23 protein-coding genes are annotated in these 25,522 nt (G+C 64.5%); 16 read left to right on the top strand and 7 right to left on the bottom strand.

Annotated elements, in window-relative coordinates; genetic code table 11:
* Positions 1 to 22: 22 nt before the first annotated feature.
* From ACD584_RS15130 to ACD584_RS15105, 6 genes are all read left to right on the top strand, one after another.
* Positions 23 to 1,660, top strand: a complete 1,638-nt coding sequence (locus ACD584_RS15130; protein ID WP_011037352.1) for a glucoamylase family protein — start codon at positions 23 to 25, stop codon at positions 1,658 to 1,660.
* A 3-nt stretch (positions 1,661 to 1,663) separates the two neighbouring features.
* A complete protein-coding gene (locus ACD584_RS15125; protein ID WP_070691342.1) occupies positions 1,664 to 3,010 on the top strand; it encodes a sugar ABC transporter substrate-binding protein in 1,347 nt (448 codons plus the stop codon).
* Positions 3,007 to 3,891 carry a carbohydrate ABC transporter permease gene (locus tag ACD584_RS15120; RefSeq protein ID WP_011037350.1) on the top strand — a complete coding sequence of 295 codons (885 nt, stop codon included), beginning with the start codon at positions 3,007 to 3,009 and terminating at the stop codon, positions 3,889 to 3,891. The genes ACD584_RS15125 and ACD584_RS15120 overlap by 4 nt, the downstream gene beginning before the upstream one ends.
* Positions 3,888 to 4,724 (top strand): carbohydrate ABC transporter permease, encoded by an 837-nt coding sequence (locus tag ACD584_RS15115; RefSeq protein WP_012438197.1) that lies wholly within the window; start codon positions 3,888 to 3,890, stop codon positions 4,722 to 4,724. The genes ACD584_RS15120 and ACD584_RS15115 overlap by 4 nt, the downstream gene beginning before the upstream one ends.
* A 26-nt stretch (positions 4,725 to 4,750) precedes the next feature.
* A complete protein-coding gene (locus ACD584_RS15110; protein WP_175611449.1) occupies positions 4,751 to 7,885 on the top strand; it encodes a discoidin domain-containing protein in 3,135 nt (1,044 codons plus the stop codon).
* 62 nt (positions 7,886 to 7,947) lie between these two features.
* Entirely contained in the window at positions 7,948 to 8,829 is an 882-nt protein-coding gene (locus tag ACD584_RS15105; RefSeq protein WP_175611781.1) for an endonuclease/exonuclease/phosphatase family protein, read from the top strand.
* A gap of 148 nt (positions 8,830 to 8,977) precedes the next feature.
* Here ACD584_RS15105 and ACD584_RS15100 read toward each other — a convergent pair whose 3' ends face one another.
* The 6 genes from ACD584_RS15100 to ykgO form a co-directional block, all read right to left on the bottom strand.
* On the bottom strand, positions 8,978 to 10,198 hold the full coding sequence (locus ACD584_RS15100; RefSeq protein WP_019237613.1) for a TraB/GumN family protein: 1,221 nt from the start codon (positions 10,196 to 10,198) through the stop codon (positions 8,978 to 8,980).
* Positions 10,199 to 10,202: 4 nt separating this feature from the next.
* Complete coding sequence (locus tag ACD584_RS15095) at positions 10,203 to 10,730, bottom strand: GNAT family N-acetyltransferase (RefSeq protein ID WP_057672326.1); 528 nt, start codon at positions 10,728 to 10,730, stop codon at positions 10,203 to 10,205.
* A gap of 6 nt (positions 10,731 to 10,736) precedes the next feature.
* Positions 10,737 to 11,621 carry a carbon-nitrogen hydrolase gene (locus ACD584_RS15090; protein ID WP_011037344.1) on the bottom strand — a complete coding sequence of 295 codons (885 nt, stop codon included), beginning with the start codon at positions 11,619 to 11,621 and terminating at the stop codon, positions 10,737 to 10,739.
* 78 nt (positions 11,622 to 11,699) lie between these two features.
* Entirely contained in the window at positions 11,700 to 12,734 is a 1,035-nt protein-coding gene (locus ACD584_RS15085; RefSeq protein WP_175611450.1) for an agmatine/peptidylarginine deiminase, read from the bottom strand.
* Positions 12,735 to 12,934: 200 nt separating this feature from the next.
* Positions 12,935 to 13,264, bottom strand: a complete 330-nt coding sequence (locus ACD584_RS15080; RefSeq protein WP_070691356.1) for a hypothetical protein — start codon at positions 13,262 to 13,264, stop codon at positions 12,935 to 12,937.
* 202 nt (positions 13,265 to 13,466) lie between these two features.
* Positions 13,467 to 13,592, bottom strand: a complete 126-nt coding sequence (gene ykgO, locus ACD584_RS15075; protein ID WP_005913193.1) for a type B 50S ribosomal protein L36 — start codon at positions 13,590 to 13,592, stop codon at positions 13,467 to 13,469.
* A 172-nt stretch (positions 13,593 to 13,764) separates the two neighbouring features.
* Between ykgO and cmk the strand changes: the two genes are divergently transcribed.
* From cmk to ACD584_RS15030, 9 genes are all read left to right on the top strand, one after another.
* The gene (gene cmk, locus ACD584_RS15070) at positions 13,765 to 14,445 is read left to right on the top strand and encodes a (d)CMP kinase (protein ID WP_076035677.1); all 681 of its coding nucleotides are present in this window, start codon (positions 13,765 to 13,767) and stop codon (positions 14,443 to 14,445) included.
* A gap of 183 nt (positions 14,446 to 14,628) precedes the next feature.
* On the top strand, positions 14,629 to 16,308 hold the full coding sequence (gene rpsA, locus ACD584_RS15065) for a 30S ribosomal protein S1 (RefSeq protein ID WP_011037340.1): 1,680 nt from the start codon (positions 14,629 to 14,631) through the stop codon (positions 16,306 to 16,308).
* A 91-nt stretch (positions 16,309 to 16,399) separates the two neighbouring features.
* Complete coding sequence (locus ACD584_RS15060; protein WP_011037339.1) at positions 16,400 to 16,711, top strand: integration host factor subunit beta; 312 nt, start codon at positions 16,400 to 16,402, stop codon at positions 16,709 to 16,711.
* A gap of 66 nt (positions 16,712 to 16,777) precedes the next feature.
* The gene (locus tag ACD584_RS15055) at positions 16,778 to 17,083 is read left to right on the top strand and encodes a lipopolysaccharide assembly protein LapA domain-containing protein (RefSeq protein ID WP_014507894.1); all 306 of its coding nucleotides are present in this window, start codon (positions 16,778 to 16,780) and stop codon (positions 17,081 to 17,083) included.
* 6 nt (positions 17,084 to 17,089) lie between these two features.
* Positions 17,090 to 18,268, top strand: coding sequence for a lipopolysaccharide assembly protein LapB (lapB, locus tag ACD584_RS15050; RefSeq protein WP_011269674.1), 1,179 nt, complete (start codon positions 17,090 to 17,092; stop codon positions 18,266 to 18,268).
* Complete coding sequence (locus ACD584_RS15045) at positions 18,226 to 19,242, top strand: glycosyltransferase family 4 protein (protein ID WP_175611451.1); 1,017 nt, start codon at positions 18,226 to 18,228, stop codon at positions 19,240 to 19,242. The genes lapB and ACD584_RS15045 overlap by 43 nt, the downstream gene beginning before the upstream one ends.
* A 13-nt stretch (positions 19,243 to 19,255) precedes the next feature.
* Positions 19,256 to 21,163: a nucleoside-diphosphate sugar epimerase/dehydratase gene (locus ACD584_RS15040; RefSeq protein WP_175611452.1), complete on the top strand. Its 1,908-nt coding sequence runs from the start codon at positions 19,256 to 19,258 to the stop codon at positions 21,161 to 21,163.
* The gene (gene galU, locus ACD584_RS15035) at positions 21,163 to 22,056 is read left to right on the top strand and encodes a UTP--glucose-1-phosphate uridylyltransferase GalU (protein WP_012438207.1); all 894 of its coding nucleotides are present in this window, start codon (positions 21,163 to 21,165) and stop codon (positions 22,054 to 22,056) included. The genes ACD584_RS15040 and galU overlap by 1 nt, the downstream gene beginning before the upstream one ends.
* Before the next feature lie 174 nt (positions 22,057 to 22,230).
* Positions 22,231 to 24,081, top strand: a complete 1,851-nt coding sequence (locus ACD584_RS15030; RefSeq protein ID WP_076035679.1) for a monovalent cation:proton antiporter-2 (CPA2) family protein — start codon at positions 22,231 to 22,233, stop codon at positions 24,079 to 24,081.
* 177 nt (positions 24,082 to 24,258) lie between these two features.
* On the opposite strand, the gene ACD584_RS15025 is transcribed toward ACD584_RS15030, so the two are convergent.
* The gene (locus ACD584_RS15025; protein WP_011037332.1) at positions 24,259 to 24,555 is read right to left on the bottom strand and encodes a DUF1244 domain-containing protein; all 297 of its coding nucleotides are present in this window, start codon (positions 24,553 to 24,555) and stop codon (positions 24,259 to 24,261) included.
* A 49-nt stretch (positions 24,556 to 24,604) separates the two neighbouring features.
* Between ACD584_RS15025 and folD the strand changes: the two genes are divergently transcribed.
* A complete protein-coding gene (gene folD, locus ACD584_RS15020; protein WP_011037331.1) occupies positions 24,605 to 25,489 on the top strand; it encodes a bifunctional methylenetetrahydrofolate dehydrogenase/methenyltetrahydrofolate cyclohydrolase FolD in 885 nt (294 codons plus the stop codon).
* Positions 25,490 to 25,522: the final 33 nt, after the last annotated feature.

The raw sequence follows: 25,522 nt of genomic DNA, 5'->3' as shown, positions 1-25,522 counted from the left end.
CGATTACACGAGTGGGGGGCGGATGAACAGGGGTAAGACATCGCGTTGGCTGGCAGTTCCACTGATGGTGGGGGCGCTGTTGCTGGCGTCCTGCAAACAGGCCGAGGAGCCCAAGGTGGCTGAAAAGAAGGCACCCGTGAAAGTGATCCTGGTGGAAGCACAGATTCCGCCCAAGCCGGTCAAGCCGCCGCTGCCGCCGCTGTTTTCCGATATCGAACGCCGCACCTTCCAGTTTTTCTGGGACACCACCAACGAACTCAATGGGCTGTCGCCGGACCGGTTTCCCTCGCGTCCGTTCGCCAGCATCGCCTCGGTGGGCTTTGCGCTCACCGCGTATCCGATCGGTATCGAGAACGGCTGGGTCAGCCGCAATCAGGCGATCGACCGGACCTTGACCACCCTCAAATTCTTCCGCGATGCGCCGATGGGGCCGCAGCGGACCGGTAAGGCCGGCTACAAGGGCTTTTACTATCACTTTCTGGATATGCAGCAGGGCAACCGCTATGACAGCTGGGTCGAGCTGTCGAGCGTGGACACCGCGCTGCTGATGATGGGCGTGCTGTTCACCCAGTCGTACTACGACGGTGACGACCCGCGCGAAAAGGAAATCCGCCAGATCGCCGACACGCTGTACAAGCGTGTGGACTGGCGCTGGCTGCAGCAGCGGGCGCCGCTGATCTCGATGGGCTGGTTCCCCGAGAGCGGCTTCATCGACCACGACTGGATGGGCTACAACGAAGCCATGATGCTGTACATCCTGGCGCTCGGCTCGCCCACGCACGGCGTGGAGCCGGATGCGTGGACGGTCTGGACCCGCACCTACAACAACGACTGGGGCGTCTACCAGGGCCAGGAATACCTGTCCTTCGGCCCGATGTTCGGCCATCAGTACAGCCATGTCTGGATCGACTTCCGCGATATCCAGGACCAGTACATGCGCGAGCGCGGCATCGACTACTTCCTCAACAGCCGCCGCGCCACGCTGGCCCAGCGCGACTACGCCATCGATAACCCGATGAAGTGGAAGGACTATGGCGAAAACGTCTGGGGCCTCACCGCCGGCGACGGCCCGCAGAACACCAGCCAGGAATACCGCGGCGAGCAGCGCCAGTTCCGCCATTACTCTTCACGCGGCGCCGGCCTGCGCGAGAACTTCGACGACGGCACCATCGCGCCGACCGCGGCGATCTCCTCGATCGTGTTCGCACCGGAGGTGGTGATTCCGGCCACCGAAGAAATGCACAAGCGCTATGGCGACTTCCTGTATTCGAGCTATGGGTTCCTGGATTCGTTCAACCCCAGCTTCAACTACGACATCCCGCTCAAGACCGGGCGCATGGTGCCGGACCGTGGCTGGGTGGCCAGCGACTACATCGCCATCGACCAGGGCCCGATCCTGGCGATGATCGCCAACTACCAGAACGAATTTGTCTGGAACGTGATGAAGAAGAACGCCTACATCCGTACCGGCCTGGAACGCGCCGGCTTCACCGGTGGCTGGCTCACGCCCGACGGCGAGCCGCAACCGCTGCCCAAGAAGGACGAGCAGGCCGCCGCGGCGCGCGCGCTGGGCATGGCCGAATCGCGTGCGGCCGCTGCCCAGGCGCAGCAGGACCCGTCGCAGCGGCAACACTCCTCGCAACGCCCCAAACCCGAGTAATCCGTGCGCCTTTTGAAACTGATGATGATGGCCGCCGCACTGTGTCTGGGTGCGGCGGGATGTGAACGTTCCGAGCAGGGCCAGACCACCGTGCGCTTCTGGGCGATGGGGAAAGAAGCGGAGGTGGTAGCCGAACTGGTGGATGAGTTCGAGCGGCAGAATCCCGGCATCAAGGTGGATGTGCAGAACATCCCGATGACGGCCGCGCACGAAAAGCTGCTCACCGCCTTCGCCGCCGATGGGCTGCCGGATGTGTGCCAGCTCGGCAACACCTGGTTGCCGGAATTCGCGCTGCTGGACACGCTGGAGCCGATGCAGCCGTATGTGGCGCGCTCGAGCATTGTCGATCCCAAGGACTACTTCCCCGGCGTATGGGACACCAACCTGGTCGACGGCACCTTGTACGGGGTGCCGTGGTATGTGGACACGCGCCTGTTGTTCTATCGCAAGGATTTGCTGCGCGAAGCCGGCTATACCGAGATGCCCAAGACCTGGGCGGAGATGGAGCAGGTGATGGCGGCGATCAAGCGCCATGTCGGCCCGGACCGCTACGCCATCCTGATGCCGCTCAACGAGTTCGAGCAGCAGCTGTCGTTTGCGCTGCAGCAGGACGACCGCCTGCTACGCGACCACGATAACTACGGCAACTTCCGTGGCGAAGGCTTCCGCAAGGCGCTGGGCTTCTACGACAGCATGTACCAGAAGGGCTGGGCACCCAAGGTCTCCGAGACCCAGGTCTCCAACGTCTGGTACGAATTCTTCAACGGCTACTACGCGTTCTATCTGTCCGGGCCCTGGAACGTGCGCGAGTTCAAGCTGCGCCAGCCGCCGGGCATGGAAGGCAAGTGGGGCACCGCGCCGTTGCCGGGCCCCAACGGCCTGGGTGCCGGCATTGCGGGTGGCTCCAGCCTGGTGATCTTCAAGTCGTCCCAGCACAAGGACGCCGCCTGGAAGCTGATCGAATATCTGTCCCAGCCGACCGTGCAGGCGCGCTTCCACGCCATCATCGGCGACCTGCCGCCGCGCCGCAGCACCTGGAAGTTGCCGTCGCTGGCCAATGACGAGCTGGCGCATGCCTTCGGCGACCAGCTCGAGCGGGTCAAGGCCACGCCGAAGGTGCTGGAGTGGGAGCGCATCGTGCAGGAGATGCGCCTGGTGACCGAGCGCGTGGTGCGCGGCGGCCAATCGCACGAGGACGCCGTGCAGGAACTGGACAAACGCGTGGATGAGATTCTGGCCAAGCGCCGCTGGATCTACGAACAGGAAGGCGGGCATGTCGGCCCGGCGGCCGCACCGGCCACGCCGATGCCTGCGCCGGCGAACGCAGCGGCTGAAGGAGCTGCCCGATGATGAAGCGCAACTCCGTGGCCGGCTGGGTCTTCGCCGCGCCGTCGATCCTGGTGCTGGGCATGTTCTTCGGCGTGCCGGTGTTCGCCGCGCTGGTGCTCAGCGTCACCGACTTCGATCTGTACGCACTGGCCGACAGCAGCCATCTGCGCTTCGTTGGCCTGGGCAACTACATCGAGCTGCTGCAGACGCCGCTGTTCTGGAAGTCGTTGTGGAATACCACCTACTTCGTACTGCTGGGCGTGCCGATGTCCATCGCGGTGTCGCTGGGCGCGGCGCTGCTGCTCAATGCCAAGGCCTCGCGGTTCAAGGCCTTGTTCCGCACCGCGTTGTTCGCGCCGGTGGTCACCACGCTGGTGGCGGTGGCGGTGATCTGGCGCTACCTGTTCCACATCAAGTACGGCCTGGTGAATTTCGGCCTGAGCCACCTGGGCATCGCCCCGATCGACTGGCTGGGTGATCCGCGCTGGGCAATGCCGACCATCATGCTGTTCGCGGTGTGGAAGAACTTCGGCTACAACATGGTGATCTTCCTGGCCGGCCTGCAGGCGATCCCGCAAGATCTGTACGAGGCGGCGCGCATCGACGGTGCCTCGCGCTGGAAGCAGTTCCTGCACATCACCTTGCCGATGCTCGGCCCGGTGTTGATGGTGGTCGGTGTGATCACCATCTCCGGTTATTTCCAGCTGTTCGCCGAACCCTACGTGATGACCCGCGGCGACCCACTGCAAAGCACCGTGAGCGTGCTGTATTTCATGTTCGAGGAAGGCTTCAAGTGGTGGAACCTCGGCCGCGCGTCGGCGGTGGCGTTCCTGCTGTTCCTGATCATCCTGACCGTGACCACCGTGATGCTGCGCTTCGGGCGCAAGAAGGACCTGATATGAGTCGTGATGTCGGCGAATCGCGCTGGAATGGCCTGCTGATCAATGGCGGGTTGTTGCTGCTGGCGCTGGTCAGCCTGGCGCCGCTGTTGTGGATGCTGTCTGTGTCGTTCATGCCCACCGGCGAGGCCAGCCGGTTTCCGCCGCCGATGCTGCCGTCGGCGTTCACCCTGGCCAACTACCACGAGCTGTTCGCCCGCACCGGCATGGCGCGCAACTTCGCCAACAGCCTGATGGTGTCTGGCCTGATCACGCTGGGCTCGTTGCTGATCAACACCATGGCCGGCTATGCGTTTGCCAAGCTGCAGTTCGTCGGCCGCGAGCGCATCTTCAAGATCCTGATGGCCGCGTTGGTGATCCCGGCGCAGGTGGCGATGCTGCCGCTGTTCCTGCTGATGAAGCAGCTGCATCTGGTCAACAACATCGGCGGGGTTGTGGTGCCGGCACTGGCCACCGTGTTCGGTATTTTTCTGGTGCGCCAGTACGCGCGCAGCATTCCCGACGAGCTAATTGAAGCCGCGCGCATCGATGGCGCCAGCGAGATGCGGATCTTCTTCCAGATCGTGCTGCCGATGCTCAAGCCGGTGCTGGTCACCTTGACCATCTTCACCTTCATGGGCTCGTGGAACGACTTCATGTGGCCGCTGATCGTGCTGACCGACCAGGAGCAATACACCTTGCCGGTGGCGCTGGCCGCATTGTCGCGCGAGCACATCATGGACGTGGAATTGATGATGGCCGGCGCGGTGGTGACGGTGATTCCGGTGCTGCTATTGTTCCTGGCGCTGCAGCGTTACTACATCCAAGGTCTTCTGCTGGGGAGTGTGAAGGGGTGAAGCCAATTTTCCTGCGACTGTTTGCCATGGCCGCTGTTGCCACCGCGGGTGCGGCACAGGCGCAGGAGCGCGTGCTCGACGGATTCAACGACATCGCCGCGTGGCGGTTGGTGGTCTCCAACCAGGTCAGCGGCTCGCTGCGCCCGGTAGCAACCACCTCCGGCGGCCACGCCTTGTGCCTGGACTACAACTTCAACGGCGTGTCGGGCTATGTCGGCATCCGCCGCAGCCTGCCGATCGACTACCCGGACAACTACCGCATTGGCTTTGCGCTGCGCGGCGAGTCGCCGTCCAACGATCTGCAGGTAAAGTTGATCGATGCCAGCGGCGACAACGTGTGGTGGATCAACCGGCCGGGCTTCAATTTCCCCAAGACCTGGACCACCTTCAACTACCGCAAGCGCAACATCGAAAAGGCCTGGGGCCCGGGTGCGGACAAGCAGCTGCGCAGCAGTGCTGATGTCGAGTTCACTATCTACAACAAGGTCGGTGGCAAGGGCTCGGTGTGCTTCGACCGCCTGACCCTGACCCCGTTGCCGCCGGAAGACACCTCGCCGTTGAAGGCCGAGGCCATCACTGATACCGCACCGGCGCTGGAGCAGCGTCTGGCCGATGGCAAGCCGGACACCTTCTGGCTCAGTGGCGCAGTCAAACAGCAGACGGTGACCCTGGACCTGGGCAAGGTGCGCGAGTTCGGCGGTGCCATCGTGCAGTGGGTGCCGGGCCTGCAGGCGTCGCAGTACGTGGTGCGGTCGTCCAGCGACGGGCGTAGCTGGCGCGACCTGCGCACGGTCACCGCCGGCGCCGGCGGCACCGACTGGCTGGCCCTGCCCGATACCGAGGCGCGCTACCTGCGTTTCGATCTCAAGGATGGCCCCAACTGGCGCTACGGCATCAAGGAAGTACAGCTGCAGCCGCTGGCCTTCGCCGCGACCCCGAATGACTTCATCAAATCGCTTGCGACGCAATCGCCGCGTGGCAACTTTCCACGCGGGTTTTCCGGCGAGCAGCCGTACTGGACCATCCTCGGCCTGGACGGCGGCACCGAGCAAGGCCTGATCGGCGAAGACGGCGCGGTGGAAGTGGGCAAGGGCGGTTTCAGCGTGGAGCCGTTCGTCAGTGTCGGCGGCAAGCTGTTGCGCTGGGCGGATGTCAGCAGCGAACAAAGCCTGCAGGACGACTACCTGCCAATCCCCAGCGTCGACTGGCACCACGACCTGATGAATCTGCGCATCACCGGCTTCGTGCAGGGCACTCCTGATCAGGCACAGCTGGTCGCGCGCTATCAGCTGCGCAATACCGGCAAGGACGCGCGCGAGTTCACCCTCGCGTTGGCGGTACGGCCGTTCCAGGTCAACCCGCCGGCGCAGTTCCTCAACACCCTGGGCGGCATCAGCCGCATCGAGCAGTTGTCGGTGGACGGGGCGCAGGTCAACGTCAACGGCAAGCCGCGCGTGTTCGCCGCGCAGCGGCCGGATGCCACCTTCGCCAGCGCCTTCGACAGCGGCATGGATGTCACCCATCTCACCGCCGCGACGCTGCCCACAACCACGCAGGTCAAGGACGAAACCGGGCTGGCCTCGGGCGTGCTGGTGTATCGCTGGAAGCTGGAGCCGGGCCAGAGCCGCGAGGTTGCGCTGGTCATTCCGCAGACCGGCAGCGCGCAGCTGCCGGCCGGCTTCGATGCCGACAAGGCGCAGCAGCAAGTGGCCCAGCAGTGGCGCGGCAAGCTCGATCGCGTGCGCATCAGCGTGCCGGCCGAAGGCAAGCCGGTTGTCGATACGCTGCGTACCGCGTTAGCGCACATGCTGATCTCGCGCATCGGCCCGCGTCTGCAGCCGGGCACGCGCTCGTATTCGCGCAGCTGGATCCGCGACGGCGCCATGATTTCCGAAGGCCTGCTGCGGCTCGGGCGCGAAGACGTGGTGCGTGACTACGTCGACTGGTTTGCGCCGTATCAATTTGCCGACGGCATGGTGCCGTGCTGCGTGGACGACCGTGGCAGCGACCCGGTGCCGGAAAACGACAGCCATGGCGAGCTGATCTTCAACGTCGCCGAGTACTACCGCTACACCGGCGACAAGCCGTTCCTGGAAAAGATGTGGCCGCACGTGCTCGGCGCCTACGAGTACATGGAAAAGCTGCGCGCCAGCGAGCGCACCGAAGACAACTTCATGCGTAACCCGGCTTTCTACGGAATGATGCCGGTGTCGATCAGCCACGAAGGCTATTCGGCCAAGCCGGTGCATTCCTATTGGGACAACTTCTGGGCGCTGCGCGGCTACAAGGACGCGGTGATGCTGGCCGGTGCGCTGGACAAGCCCGACGAGGTTGCGCGCTTCAGCACCGCCCGCGACGAATTCAGCGGCGATCTCACGGCCTCGCTGGCGGCGGCGGTACGCCAGCATCAGTTGGATTTCCTGCCCGGTTCGGCGGAACTGGGCGACTTCGATGCAACCTCCACCACCATCGCGCTGGCGCCCGGTGGCGAGCAGCAGCGCCTGCCGCCGGAGCTGTTGAACAACACCTTCGAGCGGTACTGGAAGGAATTCACCGATCGCCGCGACAGCAAGCGCGAATGGAAGGACTACACGCCGTACGAATGGCGCAACGTTGCTGCATTCGTGCGCCTGGGCTGGCGCGACCGCGCCTGGGATGCGACTGCATTCTTCTTCAAGGACCGCGCACCGCAGCCCTGGAACCAATGGGCCGAAGTGGTCTCGCGCACGCCGCGCACGCCGTTCTTCGTTGGCGACCTGCCGCATGCGTGGGTGGCTTCGGACTTCGTGCGCTCGGTGCTGGACATGTTTGCCTACGGGCGCGAGGCCGACGCCAGCCTGGTGATCGCCGCGGGCACGCCAACGCGTTGGTTCGACGGCAAGGGCATTGGCATTGCCGAGCTGCGCACGCCCTATGGGCGCCTCAACTACACCTTGCAGCGCACCGACAAGCAGCTGGTGCTGCAGCTGCAGCCCGGCCTGATCCTGCCGCCCGGCGGCGTGGTGTTTGCCTGGCCGTATCAGGGCGAACCGGGCAAGGCCAGCATCAATGGCGAGCCGGCGCAGTGGGAAAATGGCGAGTTGCGCATCCAGCAGTTGCCGGCCTCCGTGCAGATCGACGTGCCAAGCGCGGTGCGGCGGGCCGAACGGGCCGCGCAATGAACACGTGGCGCCGGTCGTTGCGGGCAACAACGTCGCGGCGCTATCGCGGCCGGCTCGGTGTGTTGATGGTGCTGGCCCTGTCCTGCACGGGGGCGCACGCTGCGCAAGCGGAGCAAGCCAATGTCCAGAACGCCGGGCAAACAGCGCAGTCGCAGCAAACCGCCAGCGCGGCCCCGCGCGAGATGACCCTGGTCACCCTCAACCTGCATCACGACCGCGAAGACTGGCCGGCACGCCGTGCCTATATCGCCAAGGAACTCAAACAGCTGGCGCCGGATGTGATCGCCTTGCAGGAAGTGATCGAACGCCGCGGCAGTGTGGAGAATCAGGCCGCCTGGCTGGCCCGTCGGCTTGGCTACGCGTACACGTTCGCATCGGTCGACCCGCCCGGCGCGCCCAAGCGCTATGGCAACGCGCTGTTGAGCAAGCGCCGCGTGCTGGCCCAGCATCAGCGCCTGCTGCAACCGCTGGACGATTACCGCGTGGCTGCGCATCTGCAGGTTGATATGGATGGCCGGCCGGTCAACGTCTACGTGACGCATCTCAACGAGCGGTCCGATGCGCGCGGTGCGGCGACCCGCACCCGCCAGGTAGCCGACTTGCTGGACTTCATCGCCTCCAACAGCAACCAGGCGCCGGTGGTCATCGCCGGTGATTTCAACACCGCGGCCGATACCCTGGATCTGGAAGCGCTACGCAAGGGCTATGGCGACAGCTATGGCAGCGTGCACCGCAACAGCGATGCAACTGTCAGCACCTTGAACCTGCATGTGTTCGACAAACCCGCGCGCATCGATCACGTGTTCTTCCAGCAGAACCGCCTGCTCGCACGCGAGGCGCGCATCCTGTTCGACACCCCGTATGCCGAAGGTCGCTGGGCCTCGGACCATTATGGGGTGTGGGTACGCCTGCAGTTCGCGCCGGAAACGGCTGACGCCCCGTAGCAGCCCTCGTCGTAGGAGCGTAGCTGGGCGCGATCAGGCTGCCCATTCCAGTCGTCAATCGCGCAAGTCCCCATCGCACCCAGGTGCGCTCCTACAACACAGAGAGCATCAGCTGCTGGCGCTCATGCGGCGACCGCGCTCGCCCAACTCACCCATGCAGCCGCTGAAAAATCTGCACGCCGGCCAGCCACACGCCCGCGCCGCTGCCCAGGTTGGTCAGCAGGAACGTCAGCACCACCCGCGACACGCGGTTGCGGTACCAGCCACGCAAGGTCTGTGCATCGTCGCGCAGGGTGAGGAAGTCGCCATAGGCCGGCTTGCGCATATGCACTTCGACCAATGCGGCGAACGCGCCAGTCGGCACGCTCAGCCGGAACGGCTTGAACGGTGCCACCACCGCGGCGGTGAGAATGCTCAGTGGATGGCTGCCGGCCAACAGGCAGCCCAGCGCTGCCAGGCCGCCGGTGTACATCGCCCATTGCAGCAGCAGGTCCGCACCCATCGACATGCCGCCGCGCCAGAACCCGATCCCGATCCCGGCAACGATCACCGTCAGCATGCCCAGCGTGATCCAGGGAATGCGCTTGCGCTGCTGCACGTATTCCAGCGACTCGCGCAGCGGGCCGGGCGCATCGGTGTCCTGCGCAAGGTGGCGGGCGAGCCCGGCAAGATGGCCGGCACCGACCACGGCCAGTACCTCGCGCTGGGTGGGGCTGGCTTCTTCGCGCAGCCGCGTGGCCATGTAGCGATCGCGCTCGGCAATCACCGTCTCGTACAGCTCCGGGCTCTCGCTGGCGAAATCGCCGAAACTGGCCTCCAGCATGTCGCCTTGCTTGAGTTTTTCGATCTCTTCTTCGCCCACTTCGTCAGCGGCGAACAGCCCCGCCAGCAGGCCGCCGGCCAGCTTCATCTTGCCGAAGAAGCCCAACCGCCCGGAGGCGCGTTTGAAGGTCAGGCCCACTTCGCGGTCGATCAGATGCACCGGCAGGCCCTGCGCACGTGCCAGGTTCACCGCTTCCTTCAGCTCCGCACCCGGCTCGATGCCCAACTGCTTGGCCAGGCGCCGTTGGTAGGCGGCCAATGCCAGGTTGGCGGCGAACAGCGCCACGCGACCCTTGCGGATCACCTGCACCAGATCCAGGCGGGCGAGGGCATCGGGGTCGCTGAGCGCCTGCAGACGCTGTGCATCCAGCTCCACGGCCACCGCGTCGTACCGGCCGCTGCCGATCGCCCGCTGCACCGCGGCCACGCTTGCCAGCGAGACATGCGCGGTGCCGAGCAGGGTGTAGCGCACACCGTCGCGTTCGACGATGCGGTGCGGCTGGCCGGACAGCGCATCGTCCTGCAACACGGGGGTGATTTCGGTCATGGGGTCATTCATCGGAAGGAGGGGCGGTGTGACCGGAGCCGAGCGGGCGCTGCATCTGCACCGCGTCCAACCAGCGGCCATGCTTGCGGCCCAGTCCGGTGAAGACTCCGACCGTACGAAACTCAAAACGTTCATGCAGGCGCAGTGATGCCTGGTTGGTGGCATCGCCGATCACGGCAATCATCTGCCGGTAGCCGCGCTGCTCGCAGGCGGCAATCAAGGCGCCAAGCAGCTGCGAGCCGATGCCGCATCCTTGCGCGGCAGCGGCCAGATAAATCGAATTTTCCACCGTCCAGCGGTAGCCGGCGCGTGCGCGGTAGCTGCTTGCATAGGCGTACCCGACCACCGCGCCATCGCGTTCGGCCACCAGATACGGATAACCGGCGTCCACGATGGCGCGCACGCGGCCGCGCATCTGCTCGGCCGGCGGCGCGACGTATTCGTAGGTGTTGCACCCGGCGATCTGTTCCGCGTAGATCGCGGTGATCGCCGGGATGTCCGCGTCGCGGACCTCACGCAGCTCGACGGGCATGCGCGGTCAGTCGATGTAACGCTTGAGCAGATCGCCATACGCGTCGATGCGGCGGTCGCGCAGGAACGGCCAGATGCGCCGCACATGCTCGCTGCGCTGCAGGTCCACATCGCACACCAGGATGGTCGGATCCTGCCCGGCTTCGGCAATGAACTCGCCCTGCGGCCCCAGCACGTGGCTATTGCCCCAGAACTGGATGCCCGAAGCGCCGATCGGCGACGGCTCGTGACCGACACGGTTGCACGACAGCACCGGCACGCCGTTGGCCACCGCATGGCCGCGATGGCTCAGCACCCACGCATCGCGCTGGCGTTCCTGCTCGGCCTGCGCATCGTCCGGATCCCAGCCGATCGCGGTGGGATAGAGCAGCAGTTCGGCACCAGCCAGCGCCATCAGGCGCGCCGCTTCCGGATACCACTGGTCCCAGCACACCAACACGCCGAGCCGGCCGACCGAGGTATCCACCGGCGTAAAGCCCAGATCGCCGGGGGTAAAGTAGAACTTCTCGTAGAAGCCCGGGTCGTCGGGGATGTGCATCTTTCGGTACTTGCCAAGCAAACGGCCGTCGGCCTCCAGCACCACGGCAGTGTTGTGGTACAGGCCGGCGGCGCGGCGCTCGAACAACGAGGCCACGATCACCACGCCATGCTGCTTTGCCAGCGCGCCCAGGCGCTCGGTGCTGGGGCCGGGAATCGGTTCGGCCAGATCGAACACGTCTACCGATTCGTGCTGGCAGAAATACGCGCCGTTGTGCAGTTCCTGCAGCAGCACCAGCTTGGCGCCCTGTGCGGCGGCTTCGGCCACGCGCGACTCGATGACGGCCAGATTGGCCTCGGCGTCGCCGTGGTTGCGCTCCTGGATCAGCGCGACGGGAAGGAGATGTCGGGTCATGGCTACTCGTCCTGCTAGGTGGCGCACAGGGTAGCGCGCCATGGTGGAACGCCGGCCTGCCGGCCGGAACAATACGGGTCAGGCGGCCAGCAGGCCGGCAGGCAACTGCATGGTCAGACAGTGCAGGCTGCCGTTCTGCCAGATCAGTGGGCGGCATGGCACCGGCACGATCTGGTGCTGCGGAAACGCGTCGGCCAGCACCGCCTGCGCCGCGGCATCGGCGGCGTCGCCATAGGCCGGCATCAGCACCGCACCGTTGACGATCAAAAAATTGGCGTACGACGCCGCAAGGCGCCGGCCCTGGTCCAGGATCGGCTCTGCCCACGGCAGCACGAACAGGCGATACGGCTGCCCATCAGCCTTGCGTAGCGCAGCCAGTTCTTCGCCCATTGCCTGCAGCTCGGCGTAATGGGAATCGCTCGGCACATCGCAGCCCTGGTAGACGATCGCATCCGGGCCGGCAAAGCGCGCCAGCGTATCGATATGCGCGTCGGTGTCATCGCCTTCCAGATAGCCGTGTTCCAGCCACAGCACGCGGTCCTGCGCCAGCCAGGTCGCCAGGTCGCTGCTCAGGGAGTCGCGCGAGCGCTGCGGGTGCCGTTCGTGCAGGCACTTCCAGGTGGTCAGCAAGGTGCCGGCGCCATCGGTTTCGATCGCGCCACCTTCCAGCGCAAAGTCGACCGTCTGCACCTCGGCGGGCACGAAGACGCTCGCTGCATTGAGACTGCTAACCAGTTGATCGTCCAGGCTCGCCTCGAACTTGCCACCCCACCCAGTGAATCGGAAATCCATCAGCCGAAAGCCGTCGCCGTCGCGCAGCGTGATCGGGCCCGAATCGCGCAGCCAGGTGTCGTTGTAGGCGGCAACCACGAAGCGTACCTGCGCCATCTCCACCCGCGCCGAACGCAGCCGGGCTTCGGCATAGATCTGCAGGTCATCGTCGGCCACGCAGATGATCGCCGGCTGGAAGCGGGTGATCGCGGTGACCAGGGCAATATAGGTGTCTTCCACCTCGGCCAGGCGCTCGGCCCAGTCGGTGCCGGCATGCGGCCAGGCAATCAGGATGGCGGATTGGGATTCCCACTCCGCAGGAAAACGAACGCTGTCGGTCATGCCGGTCACTTACTCATCTGATGCCTGGGGCAATGCCCCGGCGGTGGGCCATCTCCGCACCCAGGTGCGAAGGCTTGCAGTCCGTTCATGCCACTTGGGCGGCAGTGCTCGGTGGTTGCACCGGAGCGTTGTACGCCCCGGTTGTGTCAAGCAGCGGGCGGCACGCATGCGCACCGCACCTGATGTTGCGGACGTGGTACTCAGCGGATCGGCGGCTTCGGGCCGATCTCGTCGGCGTCGGCCTGGTTGGCCACCACGTCGATCACCTTGCTCTTTTCGAAGTACACCGTGAAGGCGGGATACACCCAGCGATGGATGGTCGGCCATTGACGCTTCTGGCCGCCGCGCGGGTCCAGCTTTTCCTGCGGCGCACCGTAGCGGCCTTCCACCTGGCTCATGCTGTCGCCACGCAAGGGCAGGGCAGCGGCGGGTTTCTGCTGCGCCCGATCAACCAGCAGCGTTTCGGCATAAGCACCGGCACTGATCCCCATCAATGCCATCAGTGACCCTACAAACAGACGGTTGCGCATGTCATCTACTCCCCAGTGGACAAGATTCGAACGGTGATTACAGCAAAAAAGCATCGCAAAAACTGGTGCACGCCCCGGTGAGCGTAGCCGGCCGGGCCTGTCATGCAGGCCGATGCGCGTGGGTGCAGCATCGTGCGGACATCAGCCAAGAAAAAACCGCCCGGAGGCGGCTTTCTCGGGTCTTGCTGCGCAAGGCGTCGGCTTAGCGCTGACGGGCCTTGAAGCGCGGGTTCGACTTGCAGATCACGAAGACCTTGCCGCGGCGGCGGACCACCTTGCAGTCGCGGTGACGGGTCTTCGCAGACTTCAGGGAGGACAGGACTTTCATGGCACACCTCGGCGTAAACGGTTGGATTCGATGGAAGAGTGCCCGCGATCGAGGGTGCACCCGGAATTAAGCCGGCAATTCTAACCGGCTTTTCGTCGTGCTTTCAAGTGGTTGCATCCGAATGGCTGCGAGCGGCGCTACACTACCGCCTGATGACCTTCCGGAAACCTGAATGACCGACCTGTCACCCGTGCTCACCATCGATGGACCCTCCGGCGCCGGCAAGGGAACCGTCAGCCGGATCGTCGCCGCCCGGCTGGGCTGGCATTACCTCGATTCGGGCGCACTTTACCGTGCGGTGGGGGTGGCAGCGAGCTGGGCCGACCTGGATGTGTCCGACCCGGCCGCGCTGGTGCGTTGCACCTTCGACACCAAGGTCGAGTTCGATGAGGCGGGCGAGGCAGGCCTGCGGGTGTTGGTCAACGGCGTGGATGCCACCGGCGAGTTGCGCCTGGAAACCACCGGCGCGCTGGCTTCGGCGATCGCCGCCATCCCGGAGGTGCGCTCGGCCTTGAAGGAGCGCCAGCGCGCGTTCCGCCAGCCGCCGGGCCTGGTCGCCGACGGCCGCGACATGGGCACGGTCATCTTCCCGGATGCCGCATTCAAGGTCTTCCTGACCGCCAGTGCCGAAGAACGTGCGGGCCGTCGCCATAAACAGTTGATGGAAAAGGGTGTTTCGGTTATCTTTGACGACCTGCTGCGCGAGATCATGGCCCGTGATGCCCGTGATGCGCAGCGGGTGGTGGCGCCACTGCGGCCGGCCGAAAACGCCGTGCTGATCGATACCAGCGGGATCGGGATCGAAGATGTCGTCCAGCGTGTGGTGGGGCTGTTGGACTCCCGCACGCCGTAGTGTTGCAGCCAGCGGGCACGTCCCGCCGACCGTAAGGCGTTCCAAAGGCTCCGTCGCGCATCCCGCGTGGCGGTTCTATTACTTCACAACCGACCCGCGGTGCCGGGGTCAAACAGGCTGGGCGGTACGTATCGGTCGCTAGGCGACGATCAACGCCCGTGTGTTCAACTGAGTAAACTCCAAATGACAGAATCTTTTGCCGAACTGTTCGAAGCCAGCCAAGCCAATCTGGCGAAGCTGAAGCCGGGCTCCATTGTCACCGGTACTGTCGTGGAAGTCCGCGGCGACGTGGTGGTGATCAACGCTGGCCTGAAGTCCGAAGGCATCGTGCCGATCGAGCAGTTCCGTAACGACGCTGGCGAAATCGATGTCGGCGTTGGCGACCAGGTCAAGGTTGCCCTCGACTCCATCGAAAACGGCTTCGGCGAAACCGTGTTGTCGCGCGAGAAGGCCAAGCGCGCGATGGTGTGGGACGAGCTGGAAGAAGCGTTGGAAAAGAACGAAACCATCACCGGCCGCATCAGCGGCAAGGTCAAGGGTGGTTTCACCGTGGACATCAAGGATGTCCGCGCGTTCCTGCCTGGCTCGCTGGTGGATGTGCGCCCGGTGCGCGACCCGGCCTACCTGGAAGGCAAGGAACTCGAGTTCAAGCTGATCAAGCTGGACCGCAAGCGCAACAACGTGGTCGTGTCCCGCCGTGCAGTGGTCGAGAGCGAGCATTCGGAAGAGCGCGAGCAGCTGATGGACAAGCTGCAGGAAGGCGCGATCCTGAAGGGTGTCGTCAAGAACCTGACCGACTACGGCGCATTCGTGGACCTGGGCGGTATCGACGGCCTGCTGCACATCACCGACATGGCCTGGAAGCGCGTGCGCCATCCGTCCGAAGTCGTGAACGTCGGCGACGAGCTGGACGTGCGCGTGCTGAAGTTCGATCGCGAGCGTAACCGCGTCAGCCTCGGCTTGAAGCAGCTGGGCGAAGATCCGTGGGACAACATCGCACGTCGTTACCCGGCCAACAGCCGCGTGTTCGGCAAGGTCTCCAACGTTACCGATTACGGCGCATTCGTCGAGATCGAGCCGGGCGTCGAAGGTCTGGTGCACGTGTCCGAGATGGATTGGACCAACAAGAACGTCAACCCGTCCAAGGTTGTGCAGGTCGGTGACGAAGTCGAGGTGATGGTGCTGGACGTCGATGAAGAGCGTCGCCGCATCTCGCTGGGCATGAAGCAGGTTGCCGCCAATCCGTGGGAAACCTTCGCTGCGACCCACAAGAAGAACGACAAGGTGTCCGGTCAGATCAAGTCGATCACCGACTTCGGCATCTTCATCGGTCTGGACGGCGGCATCGACGGTCTGGTTCACCTGTCCGACATCAGCTGGAACACCACCGGCGAAGATGTCGTGCGTAACTACAAGAAGGGCGACACGCTGGAAGCCGTTGTGCTGGCAGTCGATCCGGAACGTGAGCGCATCAGCCTGGGCGTCAAGCAGCTGGAGCAGGACCCGTTCGGTCAGTACATGGCATCCAACCCGAAGGGTTCGAAGGTCGAAGGCGTTGTGCGTGAAGTGGATGCCAAGGGCGCCACGATCGACCTGGCCGACGGTATCGAAGGCTACGTCGCTGCACGCGACATCGCCAACGAGCGTGTGGACGATGCGACCCAGCACCTGAAGGTTGGCGACAAGATCGAAGCCAAGTTCGTGGGCATGGACCGTAAGGGCCGTACCCTGCAGCTGTCGATCAAGGCCAAGGACGATGCCGAAATGCGCGAAGTGCTGGAGGAATACCAGTCCGCGTCGGGCGGCACGACTCAGCTGGGTGCGCTGCTGCGCGCGCAGTTGAACAGCAACAAGTCCGAGTAAGCGCGTAGCGCTCTTTCTGAGAGCGTGATGGATCGGCCCGGGCTTGCCCGGGCCGATTCCGATGTGTCAGTCGAAAAAAGCAAGTCTTCCCATGACCAAGTCCGAATTGATCGAAATCCTGGCGCGACGCCAAGCGCATCTGAAGTCGGACGATGTGGATCTGGCGGTCAAGTCGCTGCTGGAAATGATGGGGCAGGCCTTGTCCGATGGTGATCGGATCGAAATCCGCGGGTTTGGCAGCTTCTCGCTGCATTACCGCCCGCCACGCCTGGGCCGCAACCCGAAGACCGGTGAATCGGTCGCGCTGCCTGGCAAGCATGTTCCGCATTTCAAACCCGGCAAGGAGCTGCGCGAGCGCGTGAGCTCGGTGGTGCCGGTCGACATGGTGGATGCAGCGGACTGAGTCCGTGCTGCTGCTGCGTTGATGTCCGCTCGGTTAAGCTAGGAGCCTTCCCGACGGAGTTCCGCCATGAAGGTGTTTCGCTTGCTGGTGATGTTGGCCTTCCTGCTGGTTGGTCTGATCATTGGCGCGGTCAATTCCCAGGACGTCACGCTCGACTTCCTGTTCTCCAGTGTGCACACGACCTCCGGGATCGCGATCATCGTCGCGCTGCTGGTCGGTGTGTTGATCGGCGCCGGCATGGTGCTGGTCAGTGTGGTCATTCCCCTCTATTCCAAGCTGCGCCAGGCCAACAAGGCTGCCGCGGTCAGTCGCGCCGACGTCAGGCCAGTTGCACCTGTCGCCGTCGAGCCGCGCCCGCTTGATGGACTGTAAGTACGTATGGACTTCCTGACCGAATGGTTCTGGTTCTTCCTGTTTCTGCCGATCGCCGCGCTTGGCGGCTGGATCGTTGGCCGGCGCGGTGGCCAGCGCCATGGCGACACCCAGGTCAGCCGTCTGTCCAGCACCTACTTCCGTGGTCTGAACTATCTGCTCAACGAGCAGCCGGACAAGGCCATCGAACTGTTTCTGCATATCGCCGAACTGGACAAGGAAACCTTCGAGACCCAGGTCGCGTTGGGGCATCTGTTCCGCCGCCGCGGTGAAGTGGACCGCGCGATCCGCCTTCACCAAGGACTGGTGCAGCGCGCCGATCTGACCGATCAGCAGCGTGTCCAGGCCTTGCTGGCACTGGGCGAGGACTACATGAAGTCCGGCCTGCTGGATCGCGCCGAAACCGTGTTCACCGAGCTGGCGCAGCTGGACCAGCGCGCGCCGCAGGCGTTGCGCCATCTGATCGGCATCTACCAGGCCGAGCGTGACTGGGAAAAGGCGATCGACAACGCCACCCGCTACGAAGAAGTCACCGGCGAGCCGATGGGCAAGCTGATCTCGCAGTTCGAATGTGAGCTGGCCGATCGCTACCGTGGCGTTGGTAAGCCAGACGAAGCGCTGCAGGCCATCGCACGCGCCTATCAGGCCGACGGCACCTCGGTGCGCGCCGGCATTCTGGAAGGCCGGATCGAAGCCGAGCGCGGTCATGACGAGGCGGCTGTCCGCGCGTTCGAGCGTGCCGCGCGGCACGATCCGGAATACTTGCCGGAAATCATTCCCGCACTGATGGCGGCCTACCGCCGGGTGGGCGACATCGCCGGCGCGCGCAATTTCCTGTCGGAGATGACCGAGCACTATCGCGGCATCGCGCCGGTGCTGGCCCTGACCCAGTTGATGGAGGCGCAGGACGGCGTAGCGCCGGCCCTGGCGTATCTGGGCCGTCAGCTCAAGGATCGCCCCTCGGTACGCGGCGAGTCTGCCTTGATCGATCTGACGCTCGCCGAAGGCAGCGACCCGGTCGGCACGTTGCAGGATCTCAAGCACATCACCGACCAATTGCTGGTGCGCAATCCCAGCTATCGCTGCACCCGCTGCGGGTTCGGCGCAAAGACCCATCACTGGCAATGCCCCAGCTGCAAAGAATGGGGAACCGTCAAGCCGCTGCTGAACTACGCGGTGGTCTAGTGCCGCCGCTCTGGCTGTGGTGCGCGCTGCATCTGCTGATCGCAGCGCTGGCAACCTGGGGGCTGCGGCGCTATGCGTTGCACCGGCGCCTGCTCGACCATCCCGGCGAGCGGCGCAGCCATACCGTGGCTACCCCGCGTGGTGGTGGCATGGCTATTGTCGCTGCGCTCCTGACGGGCTGCCTGGTCGCCTCGTTTGTATGGCCCACCGGGCGTCTATCGATTGCCTGGTTCGCTGCAGGCTTACTCCTGGTTGCGGGCGTGGGCTGGTGGGACGACCACCGGCCGCTCTCGGCCACACTGCGCTTTGCGATCCATGCCCTCGCATCGGTGTCGCTTGGCCTGCTGGTGGTACGCCATACAGGGCAACCGCTGGATGGGATCCTCACGGCGTTGGCGTCGGTGGTGCTGATCAATGTCTGGAATTTCATGGATGGCATCAACGGGCTGGCTTCCAGTCAGGCCGCACTTGCGGGTGCCGCGTTCGCGCTTGTCGTCCCAGGCAACCTTTCGTGGGCTGGATGGGCACTGACAGCGGCATGTCTTGGATTTCTCCCATTCAACTTTCCACGCGCGCGCATCTTCCTGGGCGATGGCGGCAGCGGGGCACTCGGTTATGTGCTGGCCGGGCTCCTGGCTTTGTCAGTGGGAGCGGGGCAGGTGAGTTGGTGGATCGTGTGGTTCCCGTTGACTGCATTTCTTGTCGACGCGGGCTTCGCGCTGCTGTCTCGCATGCTTTCCGGACAGCGCTGGTGGGAGCCTCACGCCTCGCACGTCTATCAACGCCTGGCACGATTGCTGACCAATCATGTGCCGGTGACCACGGTTTACTTCGCTTTCAGTCTCATCGCTGTTTGCTTGTTTGTCATAATTCGTACCGATTCGCGCGGGTGGCTCATGGCTGATGCGGTGGCATGGGGCATCGGCGCAACGGCGATCTGGCAACTTCTGCGCCATGGATTGCGCAATTCTTGAGTAATGGATTTTTATGATTTCCTGGCGTGATCGTTTGACCAAGTCGCTTCCACAGATCGCCGTGGTCGTCCATGACCTGCTGATGGTCTGGGTGTGCTGGCAGCTGCTGCATGCGGGCCGTTACTCCATGCTGCGCGACGCGCCAGACCTGCCACTGTGGGATTGGCGTACGGCGGTGGTCTTGGTCGCACAGGGGCTGGTGTTCTGGCGGATGGGGTTGTATCGCGGCCTCTGGCGCTTTGCCTCGGTGCCGGATCTGTGGAACATCTTCAAGTCCAGTTTTCTCGGCCTGGTCGCGATCGTGCTGGCGTTGTCGTACGACCGCCTTGATGGCGTGCCGCTCTCGGTGCTGGTGGTCTATCCGTTTGCGCTGTCGGCGTTGCTCGGCACGCCGCGGTTGCTCTACCGCGCCTGGAAGGATTACCAAATTGCCCACTCTGGCGATGCCGCGCAGCGGGTGCTGATTCTTGGCGCAGGGCGTGCGGCCGAGGGTCTGGTGCGTGACCTGCGCCGTAGCGGCACGTTCGTCCCGGTCGGCTTTCTGGATGACGCCACCCATTTGCACGGCGCCAAGATCCAGGGCCTGAATGTGCTGGGCAATCTGGATCAGGCCGCGGCGATCGCCAAGGAAACTGCGGCCAAGCTCCTCGTCATCGCGATTCCATCGTTGGATGCATCCGGCATGCAGCGGGTGGTGGCCATCTGCGAAAGCACCGGTCTGCCGTTCCGGATGGTGCCCAAGCTGATCAACGTGCTGGAGGGCCGGTCGCTGCCAGGCGAGTTGAAGGAAGTGGCGATCGAGGACCTGCTCAACCGCAAGCCGGTCACGCCGGACTGGCGCCTGATCCGCGACTGGCTCACCAACAAGACCGTGATGGTGACCGGCGCCGGCGGTTCGATCGGCTCGGAAGTCTGCCGGCAGTGCGCGCGTCATGGCGCGCGTCGCATCGTGCTGCTGGAAATCGATGAGCTGGCGCTGCTGACCATCGATTCGGACCTGCGCCGGTTGTTCCCAGATATCGAAGTGGTGCGCGTGCTTGGCGACTGCGGCGACCCGGCAGTGGTGGCGCATGCCTTACGCACTGCTACGCCCGATGCCGTGTTCCATGCGGCCGCCTACAAGCAGGTGCCGCTGCTGGAAGAGCAGCTGCGCGAAGCGGTGCGCAACAACGTGCTCGCAACCGAGAACGTGGCGCGTGCCTGCCAGCGGGCGCGGATCGAAACGTTTGTGTTCATCTCCACCGACAAGGCGGTGGAGCCGGTCAACGTGCTCGGCGCGAGCAAGCGCTATGCGGAGATGATCTGCCAGAGTCTTGACGCCCGCGATGCGCCGACGCGCTTCATCACCGTGCGCTTCGGCAACGTGCTGGATTCGGCCGGCAGCGTGGTGCCGTTGTTCCGCGAACAGATCCGGCAGGGCGGCCCAGTCACGGTGACGCATCCGGATGTGACGCGTTACTTCATGACCATTCCCGAAGCCTGCCAGCTGGTGGTGCAGGCCGCAGCATCTGCGTCGCACGGTGCGATCTACACGCTGGACATGGGCGAGCCAGTGCCGATCCGGCTCCTGGCCGAGCAGATGATCCGCCTGGCAGGCAAACAGCCGGGCAAGGACATCGCCATTCTCTACACCGGTCTGCGCCCGGGCGAAAAATTGCACGAGACCTTGTTCTATTCCGACGAGGACTACCGACCCACCGCGCATCCCAAGATCCTGGAAGCCGGTGTGCGCGAGTTCTCGCACGAGCAGGTGTTGCAACTGGTGACGCGCCTGCGCGAAGCGGTTAACCGCTATGACATCAACGCAATGGAGACTGTGCTGGGCAGTCTGATGCCGGATTTTGCGGCTGCTCGACGGAAAGTCGACGCGCGATCTGATACGGTCGTTCCATTCCCCGCACGTGAGGTCAGAAGACTTTAATGAGCAAGCGTATTCGCAAGGCCGTATTCCCCGTCGCAGGTCTTGGGACCCGCTTTCTTCCGGCAACCAAGACGGTGCCGAAGGAAATGCTGCCGATCATCGATAAACCGCTTATCCAGTACGCCGTGGACGAAGCCATCCAGGCCGGTTGCGATACGCTGATCTTCGTCACCAATCGCTACAAGCACTCGATCGCCGACTACTTCGACAAGGCCTATGAGCTGGAGCAGAAGCTCGAGCGCGCAGGCAAGCTCGAGCAACTGGAGCTGGTGCGTCATGCACTGCCCGAAGGCGTCCGCGCCATTTTTGTGACGCAGGCCGAAGCGCTCGGCCTGGGCCATGCAGTGCTGTGTGCCAAGGCCGTGGTCGGTGACGAACCGTTCGCGGTGCTGCTGCCCGACGACCTGATGTGGAACCGCGGCGATGCTGCGCTGACCCAGATGGCGGACGTGGCGGAAGCCTCCGGCGGCAGCGTGATCGCCGTGGAAGATGTGCCGCACGACAAGACGGCCAGCTATGGAATTGTTTCTACCGATGCGTTCGACGGCCGCAAGGGCCGCATCAATGCCATCGTCGAAAAGCCCAAGCCGGAAGTGGCGCCGAGCAACCTGGCGGTCGTCGGTCGTTACGTGCTCAGCCCGAAGATCTTCGAGTACCTGGAGTCCACGGGCGCCGGTGCAGGTGGCGAGATCCAGCTCACCGATGCGATCGCCGAGCTGCTCAAGCAGGAACAGGTCGACGCGTTCCGTTTCGAGGGCCGTCGCTTCGACTGCGGCGCGCACATCGGTTTGATCGAGGCCACGGTGCACTTTGCGCTCGAGCACGAGAAGCATGGCGCGCCGGCCAAGGAAATCATTCGCAGCGCCTTGGCCGCGGCCGACGCACGCGGTTGAGTGTTCGGCTAGCAGTGTTGCAACGAACGGCGCCATTGGGCGCCGTTCGTCGTTTTGGGTCCGCGCGTCAGCGAAGAGTGGTGCCATGCTTGAGATCGCTGCCATCCATATCGCGCGTCACATGCGCAAGCACGTGCAGGCCAGCGGCCGCCACGTGCCGCTAGAATCCTTGGCATGAGCCAGCCTGCCGAATCCAGTGAACTGATCAACGTGGTGACCCTGCTGGGCGCTGCAGTGGTCGCCATCCCGCTGTTTCGACGGGTGGGCCTTGGCTCGGTGCTCGGCTATCTGGCCGCCGGCTTGGCGATCGGGCCGTTCGGGCTTGGCCTGTTCGATGACCCGCAGGCGATCCTGCATGTGGCCGAACTGGGTGTGGTGATGTTCCTGTTCGTGATCGGGCTGGAGATGCGGCCCTCGCATCTGTGGAGCTTGCGTTCTGAAATCTTTGGCTTGGGTACGGTGCAAATCTGCGTGTGCGCGCTGGTCTTGACTGGCATCGGCATCCTGCTCGGCTTTGCGCCGCCGGTGGCCTTCGTGGCCGCTTCCGGTTTCGTGCTGACCTCCACTGCAGTGGTGATGCAGTTGCTTGCCGAGCGCGGCGACGTGGCGCTGCCATCGGGGCAGAAGATCGTGGCGATCCTGCTGTTCGAGGACCTGCTGATCGTGCCGCTGTTGGCGATCGTGGCCTGGATGGGCGCCAGTGGCGACCCGCAAGCCGCTTCGCAGCGTTGGCAGGGCATTGGCATTGGCCTGGCCTGCATCGTTGGACTGCTGGTGGCCGGCCGGTGGTTGCTCAATCCCTTGTTCCGCATCCTGGCCGCCAGCAAGGCGCGCGAGGTGATGACCGCCGCCGCGCTGCTGGTGGTGCTCGGCGCCGCGTTGTTGATGCAGGTCGGCGGGCTGTCGATGGCGATGGGTGCGTTCCTGGCCGGTGTGCTGTTGTCCGAATCCACCTTCCGCCATCAGATCGAAGCCGACATCGAACCGTTCCGCGGCATCCTGCTGGGTCTGTTCTTCCTGGGTGTCGGCATGAGCCTGGATCTGCGCGTGGTCGCGGCGGACTGGCGCTTGATCCTGGTCGGCGTGCTGGCGTTGATGGTGGGCAAGGCGGTGTGCATCTATGCGGTGGCGCGCCTGATGCGCAGCGATCACCGGCAGGCGCTGGATCGTGGCGTGCTGATGGCGCAGGGCGGCGAGTTTGCGTTTGTGTTGTTCGCGGCGGCGTCCGCATCCGGTGTCATCGACGCGCAGGTCAATGCCAGCCTTACCGCGATCGTGGTGTTGTCGATGGCACTGACGCCGTTGTTCGTGCTGTTGCAGCGGCGCCTGACGCCGGCAGCGGCGGTGTCGCTGGATGGCGTGGAGGAAGCCAGCGGCCAGACCGGCAGCGTATTGATCATCGGGTTCGGGCGCTTCGGTCAGGTGGCCAGCCAGTCGCTGCTGGCGCGCGATGTGGACGTGACCATCATCGACAACGACATCGAGATGATTCAGAGCGCGGAGGAATTCGGGTTCAAGATCTACTACGGCGATGGCACCCGGTTGGATGTGTTGCATGCCTCCGGTGCACATACCGCGCGTGCGATTGCGGTGTGCGTTGACAACCGCGAGGCGGCCAATCGCATCGTCGAATTGGCAACGCGCGAGTTCCCGCACGCGAAATTGCTGGTGCGTTCCTTTGATCGCGAACACGCTTTGGAGTTGATTGCTGCTGGCGTGGACTACCAGATCCGCGAAACCTTCGAGTCGGCGGTCGCGTTCGGCGAAGTGGCCCTGGTCGAACTGGGCGTGGACGAGGATGAGGCCCGCACGATTGCGCGCGAGATCCGGCGCCGCGATGCCGAGCGCCTGGAGCTGGAAATTGCCGCGGGCAATGTGCGCGCCGGGGCAGGGCTGATGTACGGCAACATCATGCCGACCGTGCCCAAGCCCACGCCCTTTACCCCGCCCAAGCGCGAGAGCCGCACGCTCAATCGCGATGCGCTGCCGCAGGAGTTGCGCGAAGAAACGGCTGAGTGGGACTAAACACAGCGGTCAAATCACCGCGTAACTGGCAGGCGGGCGCGGCCGGTGCTCGGGATCTGCATTTGCCCGAGGCACTTAGGTTTCTTCGCACCCGCCTTGACGATTGCTCGCGACGTTTCGTCGGCCGCTTTAAGGTGATTCAGAACGGCCAGCACATAACGTGCCGGCTGTCATCGCTCAGCCGTGCTTGCGCTGCGCCGCCGCGAAGGCTTCCAGCTGTTCCGGTGTCGCTTCCTGTTGGTGCTGCTGTTTCCAATGCGCAAATGGCATGCCGTACACCGCTTCGCGCGCCTGCTCCTTGCTCATGGGTTGGCCTTGCGCCTCGGCGGCTTCGCGGTACCAGTCGCCCAGGCAGTTGCGGCAGAAGCCGGCAAGAATCATCAGGTCGATGTTCTGCACGTCGGTGCGGTCCTGGTTGAGATGCTGCAGCAGGCGGCGGAACGCGGCGGCTTCGATCGAAGTGGTGTCGGTCATGGCGGAATCGGGGACAATAGACGGCCTTCGACTCTACACCTGACGCCCCATGACCGCTCCCGCGCCAGCTGCCCTCGCTCCGGCCCGCCTCCTCGATGGTCGCCGCATTGCCGAGGAATTGCTCGACGGTCTGAAGCTGCGCGTGGATGCGCGCCTGGCGGCGGGCAAGACCCGGCCCGGGCTGGCGGTGGTGCTGGTAGGCGGCGATCCGGCTTCGTCGGTGTATGTGCGCAACAAGCGCCGTGCGGCCGAAAAAGTGGGCATCGAGGCCTTCGACTACGACCTGCCACAAGGCACCACCGAAGCCGAGCTGGCCGCGTTGATCGACCAGCTCAACACCGATCCCAAGATCCACGGCATCCTGATCCAGTTGCCGCTGCCAGGCATTCCCGATGCCAACCGGCTGATCCAGCGCATCGACCCGCGCAAGGATGTGGACGGGTTCCATCCGCAGAACGTCGGGCATCTGGCGCTGCGCGAATTCGGTTTGCGGCCGTGTACCCCGCGCGGCATCGTGACCTTGCTGGCGCATACCGACCAGCCGGTGCGCGGGCGCAACGCCACCATCGTCGGGGTGAGTAACCACGTGGGCCGGCCGATGGGTCTGGAGCTGCTGATTGCCGGGTGCACGGTGACCAGCTGCCACAAGTTCACCCCGCCGGATGTGCTGGAAGCCAGCGTGCGTAACGCCGACATCCTGGTGGTGGCGGTGGGCCGGCCGGGGCTGATTCCGGGCGAATGGGTCAAGCCTGGCGCGGTGGTCATCGACGTGGGCATCAACCGCCTGGACGATGGACGCCTGGTCGGCGATGTGGGGTTCGAGGCCGCGGCGCAGCGCGCTGGCTGGATCACCCCGGTGCCGGGCGGGGTAGGGCCGATGACGGTGGCCACGCTGATGCAGAACACGCTCGAGGCGGCCGATGCGGCTGGTTGAGCCGTCCGCGTAACGCAGCATTGCGGCGGCACT

The sequence above is a fragment of the Xanthomonas sp. NCPPB 2922 genome, from assembly GCF_041520885.1.
In the GTDB taxonomy this organism is placed as follows: domain Bacteria; phylum Pseudomonadota; class Gammaproteobacteria; order Xanthomonadales; family Xanthomonadaceae; genus Xanthomonas; species Xanthomonas campestris.
This window is presented reverse-complemented; position numbering and strand designations above follow the sequence as displayed.